Annotated in this window: 6 protein-coding genes; 3 read left to right on the forward strand and 3 right to left on the reverse strand. The window is 61.2% G+C overall.

Annotated elements, in window-relative coordinates:
• Positions 1–138: 138 nt before the first annotated feature.
• Positions 139–903 carry a TIGR02186 family protein gene (locus tag GKC28_RS22945; RefSeq protein WP_174149300.1) on the reverse strand — a complete coding sequence of 255 codons (765 nt, stop codon included), beginning with the start codon at positions 901–903 and terminating at the stop codon, positions 139–141.
• The gene (locus GKC28_RS22950; RefSeq protein WP_174149301.1) at positions 896–1,792 is read right to left on the reverse strand and encodes a sulfite exporter TauE/SafE family protein; all 897 of its coding nucleotides are present in this window, start codon (positions 1,790–1,792) and stop codon (positions 896–898) included. Before GKC28_RS22950 ends, GKC28_RS22945 begins: the two co-directional genes overlap by 8 nt.
• Positions 1,793–2,015: 223 nt before the next feature.
• Between GKC28_RS22950 and betC the strand changes: the two genes are divergently transcribed.
• The 3 genes from betC (at position 2,016) to betI (ending at position 6,016) form a co-directional block, all read left to right on the forward strand.
• Entirely contained in the window at positions 2,016–3,524 is a 1,509-nt protein-coding gene (betC, locus tag GKC28_RS22955) for a choline-sulfatase (protein ID WP_174149302.1), read from the forward strand.
• 79 nt (positions 3,525–3,603) lie between these two features.
• A complete protein-coding gene (locus tag GKC28_RS22960) occupies positions 3,604–5,265 on the forward strand; it encodes a BCCT family transporter (protein WP_174149303.1) in 1,662 nt (553 codons plus the stop codon).
• Positions 5,266–5,443: 178 nt separating this feature from the next.
• Positions 5,444–6,016, forward strand: a complete 573-nt coding sequence (betI, locus tag GKC28_RS22965) for a transcriptional regulator BetI (protein WP_174149304.1) — start codon at positions 5,444–5,446, stop codon at positions 6,014–6,016.
• Positions 6,017–6,485: 469 nt separating this feature from the next.
• Here the strand turns inward: betI and GKC28_RS22970 are convergent, their stop codons facing one another.
• On the reverse strand, positions 6,486–6,959 hold the full coding sequence (locus GKC28_RS22970) for a hypothetical protein (RefSeq protein WP_174149305.1): 474 nt from the start codon (positions 6,957–6,959) through the stop codon (positions 6,486–6,488).
• Between the last annotated feature and the right edge of the window lie 180 nt (positions 6,960–7,139).

A 7,139-nucleotide genomic window follows, 5' to 3' on the forward strand; every position in this document is an offset into this window, starting at 1 on the left:
TCAGGAATTCCCGCCGGTGCACTTGCCCCTCCTCGAGCCCCATCGCGGACATCAATGCCGCAGGGGGATACTGGGGGTCATTCTGGCGTCCCTTCGTTTGCGCGTGTCCTCGGCTGTCTGCGTCTCCGATGCGAAGTGTCACGGAAAGAGCCGGGTGAGGACTGCGGAGATGGCCCAGGTTATGAGGATGGTGGCGGCAATCAGCGCAGTTGCATAGAGGACAGCGTTCTCCAGCAGAAAATTCAGGATCCTGCCCGGCAACGCCGCAGTAACCGCAACCAAGGCGGTGTTGTCGGCTGCGATCACTTTTCCGCCGCTGATCAGGAAACTCTCTACCTGAAGCGGCCCTGGCGAAATGCCTGCAGGCAAGGCGAATTGCGCCATGAACAGTGTATCATCCAGCACTGTGACCGCGCCGGGCAGCTCGGCATAGGTCCCCTTGCTTTGCATAAGGCTGGTCAGTGCCGAAATCCGGTCTTCTGATATCCGGGGGCGGTTTGCATAGGCCAGCTTGTCCTGAAGACGTATTCGGGCCGGCAGCCGGGAGTGCCGGAGAAACTCCAGGGTTGGGCTGCGGCTTGTCGCGATTGCGTAGTATGATGGCAGAAAGTTGATCCGCTGCTGCGGGCTGGCGGCCCAGATTCCCCAGGTGCGCTCCATTTTTGCCAGTACTGGCGAATGGGGGGGGCCGGTCAGCACGACAACGATCTCCGGGCTGATTGAACTGTCAGGCTGCACTTCCTGGGTAACCGCCCCGATCACCGTCACCGTCGCGCCATCAAAGCCCAGCCCCATCCTGATCACACTGGGTTCCGCTCGCGTGACAATCAGCCCGGCCTGCGCGGCGGCGGGCAGGAACAGGGTAAGAAGCAGGATCAGCCGCATCGTAAACGTGTCATCCATCTTGGAGCAGATATTGGTTTTCAGGCGCCAGAAAGAGGCTTGCTGCCATGTTGGCGGCAACAGCGAGGATCAGCAGCGCCAGCAGCAGCCGCATGCGTTCAGCGTTCAGGCGTTTGCCAATGGCAAGCCCTGCCGGAGCGCCAAAGGCGCTTGCGATCACCAGCAGCACGGCAGTCACGGGATCCACCGCCTGGTAGCCGATCGCATAGGTCGCGGTGACAAAAAGCGACGAAAAAAAAGTCAGAAAGGCGGTGGTGCCCACCACCATCTTGGCCGGGACGCCTATGAAATAGATCATTGCCGGGATGACAAAGAAACCGCCGCCAACACCCAGCATTGCAGACAGCAGGCCAACTGCAACGCCGGTCGCGGCTATCCGCGGCAGCGGCAGCGGTTTTCCGGACATCCGGAACACCGGCGCCCAGCGGACCGCAGGCGCAGCGCCGGCCGCTTGGGCCGCCTCGCCCCCGTGCCTGCGGCCTGCCAGCAGGCTTTCAAACAGCATGGCGCTGCCAATTGCCAGCAGCAGCAGGAAGTAGAACAGCTTCACGAAAATTCCGCCGCCGCCGCTGCCTGTCAGCTGGTTCAGCAGCACGAACCCCGCGGCGTTTCCCGTGGCGCTGCAGGCCAGCAGAACGGCGCCCAGGGTGTAGTCGACCGTTCTGCGCCGGAGATTGCCCAGCAGCCCGGAAAAAGAGGAGGCAATCACCAGATTCGCGGCGGTTCCGACGGAAATCATCGGCGGAACGCCCATGAACATCAGTGCAGGCGCGGCCAGGAAGCCGCCGCCGACTCCGAAAATACCGGACACCGCACCAACGGAAAACCCGGTCAGCAGCACGGCTGACTGGCTCAGAGAGATCTCGGCAAGCGGGGCGTAGAAGGGCACGAGTCACCTTTTTTGAATGCTTGCTGCGTTTTTAAATTGACTGGTCAATCAATGCAAGGCATGTTCGCCGTCACTTCCGGACTGGACGCAGAACGGCCCCAAGCCGGGATTCCGAAATGCGCATGGGAGCGGCGGGGTATACTGCGAAACAGGCGCGGCCGGCCAAACCGTACTGCGGCCCGCGGCCGTAAACCGAAACCATATCCCATGGGGGGAGACACAAATGACCCGACCCAACATCCTGATATTCATGGTGGACCAGCTGAACGGAACACTGTTCCCGGACGGGCCTGCCGATTGGCTGCACGCGCCGAACCTGAAAAAGCTGGCGGCCCGCTCCACCCGGTTCCGCAATGCCTATACCGCATCGCCGCTCTGCGCCCCGGGCCGGGCCAGCTTCATGTCCGGGCAGCTGCCGTCGGCGACCCGGGTCTATGACAACGCCGCGGAATTCGCCTCATCGATTCCCACCTATGCGCATCATCTGCGCCGGGCCGGCTATTACACTTGCCTGTCGGGCAAGATGCATTTTGTCGGCCCCGACCAGCTGCACGGCTTCGAGGAGCGCCTGACCACCGACATCTACCCGCCGGACTTCGGCTGGACCCCGGATTACCGCAAGCCGGGCGAGCGCATCGACTGGTGGTATCACAACATGGGTTCCGTCACCGGCGCCGGCATTGCCGAGATTTCCAACCAGATGGAATTCGATGACGAGGTGGCCTTTCATGCGGTACAGAAGGTCTATGACCTGGCCCGCGGCAAGGACGGCCGCCCCTGGGCGCTGACGGTGTCCTTCACCCACCCGCACGACCCCTATGTGGCGCGCCGGAAATACTGGGACCTGTACGAGGATTGCGAGCATCTGCTGCCCGAGGTCGCGGACCTGGGCTATGACAACCAGGACCCGCACGCCAAGCGGATCTTCGACGCCAACGACTGGCGCAACTTCGACATAACCGAAGAGGACATCCGCAAGTCCCGCCGCGCCTATTTCGCCAATATCTCCTATCTCGACGACAAGATCGGCGAGGTGATGGAAGCGCTGGAGAACACCCGGCAGGAGGCGGTCATCCTGTTCGTGTCCGACCACGGCGACATGCTGGGCGAGCGCGGGCTGTGGTTCAAGATGAGCTTCTACGAAGGGTCGTCGCGGGTGCCGCTGATGGTGTCGGCGCCGGAGATGACGCCGGGCCTGGTGGAAACGCCGGTGTCCAACATCGACGTCTGCCCGACGCTCTGCGACCTGGCCGGGGTCAGCATGGAGGAGGTGATGCCCTGGACCGCAGGCGAGAGCCTTGTGCCGCTGGGGCAGGGCGGCGGCCGCACCACGCCGGTGGCGATGGAATATGCCGCCGAGGCTTCTTATGCGCCGATGGTGTCGCTGCGGCTGGGGCAGTGGAAGCTGAACCTGTGCAACCTGGACCCGGATCAGCTGTTTGATCTGAGCGCCGACCCGCATGAGCTGACCAATCTGGCTGAAGACCCTGCGCATCAGGACACGCTTGCAGAGCTCAAGGCAATGGCGGCCGAGCGCTGGGATCTGGAGCGGTTCGACGCCGAGGTGCGCGAAAGCCAGGCCCGCCGCTGGGTGGTCTACGAGGCGCTGCGCCAGGGCGGCTATTTCCCTTGGGATTACCAGCCGCTGCAGAAGGCCAGCGAGCGCTACATGCGCAACCACATGGACCTGAACGTGGTCGAGGAGAACGCGAGGTTCCCCAGAGGGGAATAAGCGCAGCGCCGGGAGGACGCGGGGAGGGGGCAGCTTCCCCGCGGGAGAGGGCGCAATTTGAAAACTAGGGAGACGCGCAATGTCAAACAAACCGCCCTTGAGGGAGCTGCCGATCAAAACGGCAGACAAGGGGTTCTACGAGGGATTCAGCGTTGATGTGACGGTGACCTCTAAACTGATCGTCGGAGGGCTCGTGCTTTGGGCCGTTGCCTTTCCGGACCAGGCCGGCGGCGTGCTGGCAGGTCTCAACAGTCTGATCCTGGCCAATTTTGCCGCCTGGTACATCTATGTGATGGCCGCCTTCGTGCTGGCCTGCATCGGCCTGGTGTTCTGGCCTGCCGCAGCCCGGCTGAAGCTCGGCGGTGCGGAGGACACACCCGAATTTTCCCGCTTCTCCTGGTTCTCGATGATGTTCGGCGCGGGCATCGGGGTGGGCATGCTGACCTGGGCCATTGCCGAGCCCATCTATCACTTCAAGAACAACCCGGAAGTGATCCAGGGCCTCGCGGCCTCTGCCCAGATGGACAACTACCTTTACGCCTACAAGTGGTCCTTTCTGCACTGGGGCTTCACCGCCTGGGCCTGCTTTGCCATTACCGGCCTGGGAATGGCGTTCTTTGCCTACCGGCGCGGCCTGCCACTGACCATCCGCTCCGCCCTGGCGCCTTTGTTCGGGGAAAAGCTGTCCGGGCCGGTTGGCCATGCCATCGACATCTTCGCGGTGATTGCCACCATTCTGGGCGTTGCGCAGATGCTGGGCTTTGGCGTCAACCAGTTCGTGTCGAGCATGGCCCGTGTCGGATTCGGAGACTGGCTGCTGAACGAGCAGGGCACCGCCTCCGGCCTGGGTGTGATTGTGGCCCTTGTTATCATCATGGGGGCCTCCACGCTGTCCGCGTTTTCCGGCGTCGGCAAGGGCATCAAGTGGCTGTCCAACATCAACATGGTGCTCAGCACCCTGCTGCTGTGCTTCTTCCTGTTTTTCGGTTCCACCTGGTTCGGTCTCAATGCCTTCTTCAACGGTCTGGTGACCTATGTTGCGGATCTGCCTGCCATGGTGCTCACCGTTTACCGCGGTGACGGGGTGGAAGGATCGGCGGCCACCAGGCTGGAGGGCTGGCAGGGCGCCTGGTCGGTGTTCTACTGGGCCTGGTGGGTGGCGTTTGCCCCCTTCATGGGCATGTTCATCGCCCGGATTTCCAAAGGCCGGACAATCCGTGAATTCGTGATTGGTGCGTCCATTGCCCCGGCTTTGATGTGCTTTGTCTGGTTTTCCTTTGCTGGCGGCACTGCCATTGACATGGAGCTGAACGGCGGCGCCAACGGTGCCATCTTCTCGGCGCCGGACGGCGACAAGATCTTTGCCATGACAGAGCTGATGCTGTCGCCGCTGCTGGCCTGGATCATGGCCTTGCTGATCGTGGTGCTGCTGATGACCTATCTGGTCACTTCCGTGGATTCGGCGGTGCTGGTCGTCAACACCATCAACGCCGCTGGCGACGAAGGCCCCAAAGCGCGCCCGCACATCCTGTTCTGGGGGGTGGCCCTTGGCCTGGTGGTGGCTGCGCTGCTGCTGGTCGGCGGGCTGAAGGCGATCCAGACCGCCATGGTGATCGGCGCGCTGCCGTTCTCGGTCATCATGCTGCTGATGTGCCTTGCCCTGTTCAAGGCGATCTACCGCGACGGCCAGCGCACGCGCAGCGGTGAACACGCCGAGGCCGCCGGCGGGGTATCCGGCTGAGCCACGCGGGCCCCCTGCGCGCGTTCTCCCATTTCCGCGCGCAGGGGCGTTTTCCACGGCATGTATGCGTTTGCCGCACATGCGCCTTCAGGATGACCGGCCAAAAAAAACGGCAGGATAATTGATTGATCATCCGGTCAAAGACGGGGTAGAAACGCCTGCAATTTAGGGGAATTCTATGCCGAAACTTGGAATGGAGCCAAAGCGCCGTGCGGCGCTGGTATCCGCCGTGATCGACGAAATCGGCGAAGCCGGTTCGCTGGATGTCACGGTGTCGAAGATCGCCAAGCGGGCGGGCATGAGCAGCGGCCTGGCGCATCACTACTTCGGCAGCAAGGACCAGATGCTGATCGCTGCCATGCGGCACATTCTGAAAGTCTATTCCCAGCGGGTTGTGAAAGGGCTGGCAGAGGCGCGAGGGCCGCGCGCGCGGCTGGAAGCCATCATTCGCGCCAACTTCGAAGACCATGTTTTTGACCGGCGGAAGACCTCCGCCTGGCTCAGCTTTTATGCGCTGTCGCAATGCAACGAGGATGCTGCGCATCTGATGCGGGTCTATCAGACCAGGCTGCGCAGCAACCTGCTTCATGAACTGCGCGCCTTGAGCGGGCGGCCGGAAGCAATTGAGCGGGCGCTGTCCGCTCAAATTGATGGTGTCTATCTGCGGGCCGCTCTCAGCAAGCAGGGGTCAGTCCCGCTGGCTGCGGAAACCGTAATGATGACCTGCGCCGCCCTGCTTGGGGATGGGTGAATTGCCCCCGAAAGCCCGGAGGATACCTGCGCCACCCGGATGCTGAACGATGGCATGAGGCTGGAAGAGGTTTCCCGTCTTCTCCGGCACGCGACTGTGACCCAGAAGTACGCAAATTTCGCCGGAAACGATGTCGCAAGCCAGGCGAGGGAGATCATGAATGGAAGCTGAAATCTTAGCGGCCCCGAAATTGGCCCCTGTAAGGACCTGTTATACACACCCAAAGCCTAAATAGGCTACTTGCCAGCTGATTTCAAAGGTGCCAATGACTCATATGTTTGCACACCCATTCGATTCGTATCGACGTGTCGCCGCAAAAATCTGTTATTAATCAACTGCTTAAGGATTTTCCTTCTGCTCGCCGAGGCAAAAGCATGCACAGCAAACACATAAGCATGCACACCCTTAGCCAAGAAAAAGGGCCCGCGAATGCGAGCCCTCGGTGCAGCCTTTGATTTCACCGCATCTGCTATGTCTTGTTGATTATCTCTAGGAGCTTCGCCCTCTCGAAGATGTCCCGGTAGTCCGGTGCGGTGAAGGGTGATAGGCCTTTGGGGAGACGGGAACCCCTATCGTACGCTTTCGTGAACATCTTGAGTGTGGCAACATCCTTTCCGCGCATCCGACACAACGCGAATGCCCTAATCATGAGCTCAATGACCAGCCCCCAGCGTGAGCAACATGCAAAGTCCAGCTGCTCCAGGAAGTCGACATCCACAACCGCCTCGACATCGACCTCATCAAGTTCGGCATATGCATATACAAGTTTGTTCAGCTCGATCATGTCAGGGTCTTTGGCCGGGTCGGCGCTCTTGCCAAGGGTGATCCCATCGAAATGAACCGGTGTCAGCAAGTGGGATAGCTGCTCTTCGGAATGCACATATGTCCCAAGGGCTGGGACACCCGACAAGACCAGTATCAGAGACCATTCGGGCTCTTTCATCAGGGACTTGAAGCGTAAGGCTCCGGCGAAGACCGCGGTCCCATTGGCGCTGTGATGTGATACCCGTTGTTCATGGAGATCGACGAGGACAAGATCGACGACGCGGTTCTGGGACTGCTCTGGTTGACGCTGCATGATGAGCGTCGCGCCTGGAAGGGAATGGACTGGTCGGCACTGGAT

The organism is Leisingera sp. ANG59, assembly GCF_013317235.1.
GTDB lineage: Bacteria > Pseudomonadota > Alphaproteobacteria > Rhodobacterales > Rhodobacteraceae > Leisingera.

Excerpts from the sequence above, each read along its gene's own strand:
- GKC28_RS22960 (WP_174149303.1), top strand. The coding sequence starts at position 3,604 with ATGTCAAACAAACCGCCCTTGAGGGAGCTGCCGATCAAAACGGCAGAC.
- betI (WP_174149304.1), top strand. The coding sequence starts at position 5,444 with ATGCCGAAACTTGGAATGGAGCCAAAGCGCCGTGCGGCGCTGGTATCC.
- GKC28_RS22970 (WP_174149305.1), bottom strand. The coding sequence starts at position 6,959 with ATGAAAGAGCCCGAATGGTCTCTGATACTGGTCTTGTCGGGTGTCCCA.
- betC (WP_174149302.1), top strand. The coding sequence starts at position 2,016 with ATGACCCGACCCAACATCCTGATATTCATGGTGGACCAGCTGAACGGA.
- GKC28_RS22945 (WP_174149300.1), bottom strand. The coding sequence starts at position 903 with ATGGATGACACGTTTACGATGCGGCTGATCCTGCTTCTTACCCTGTTC.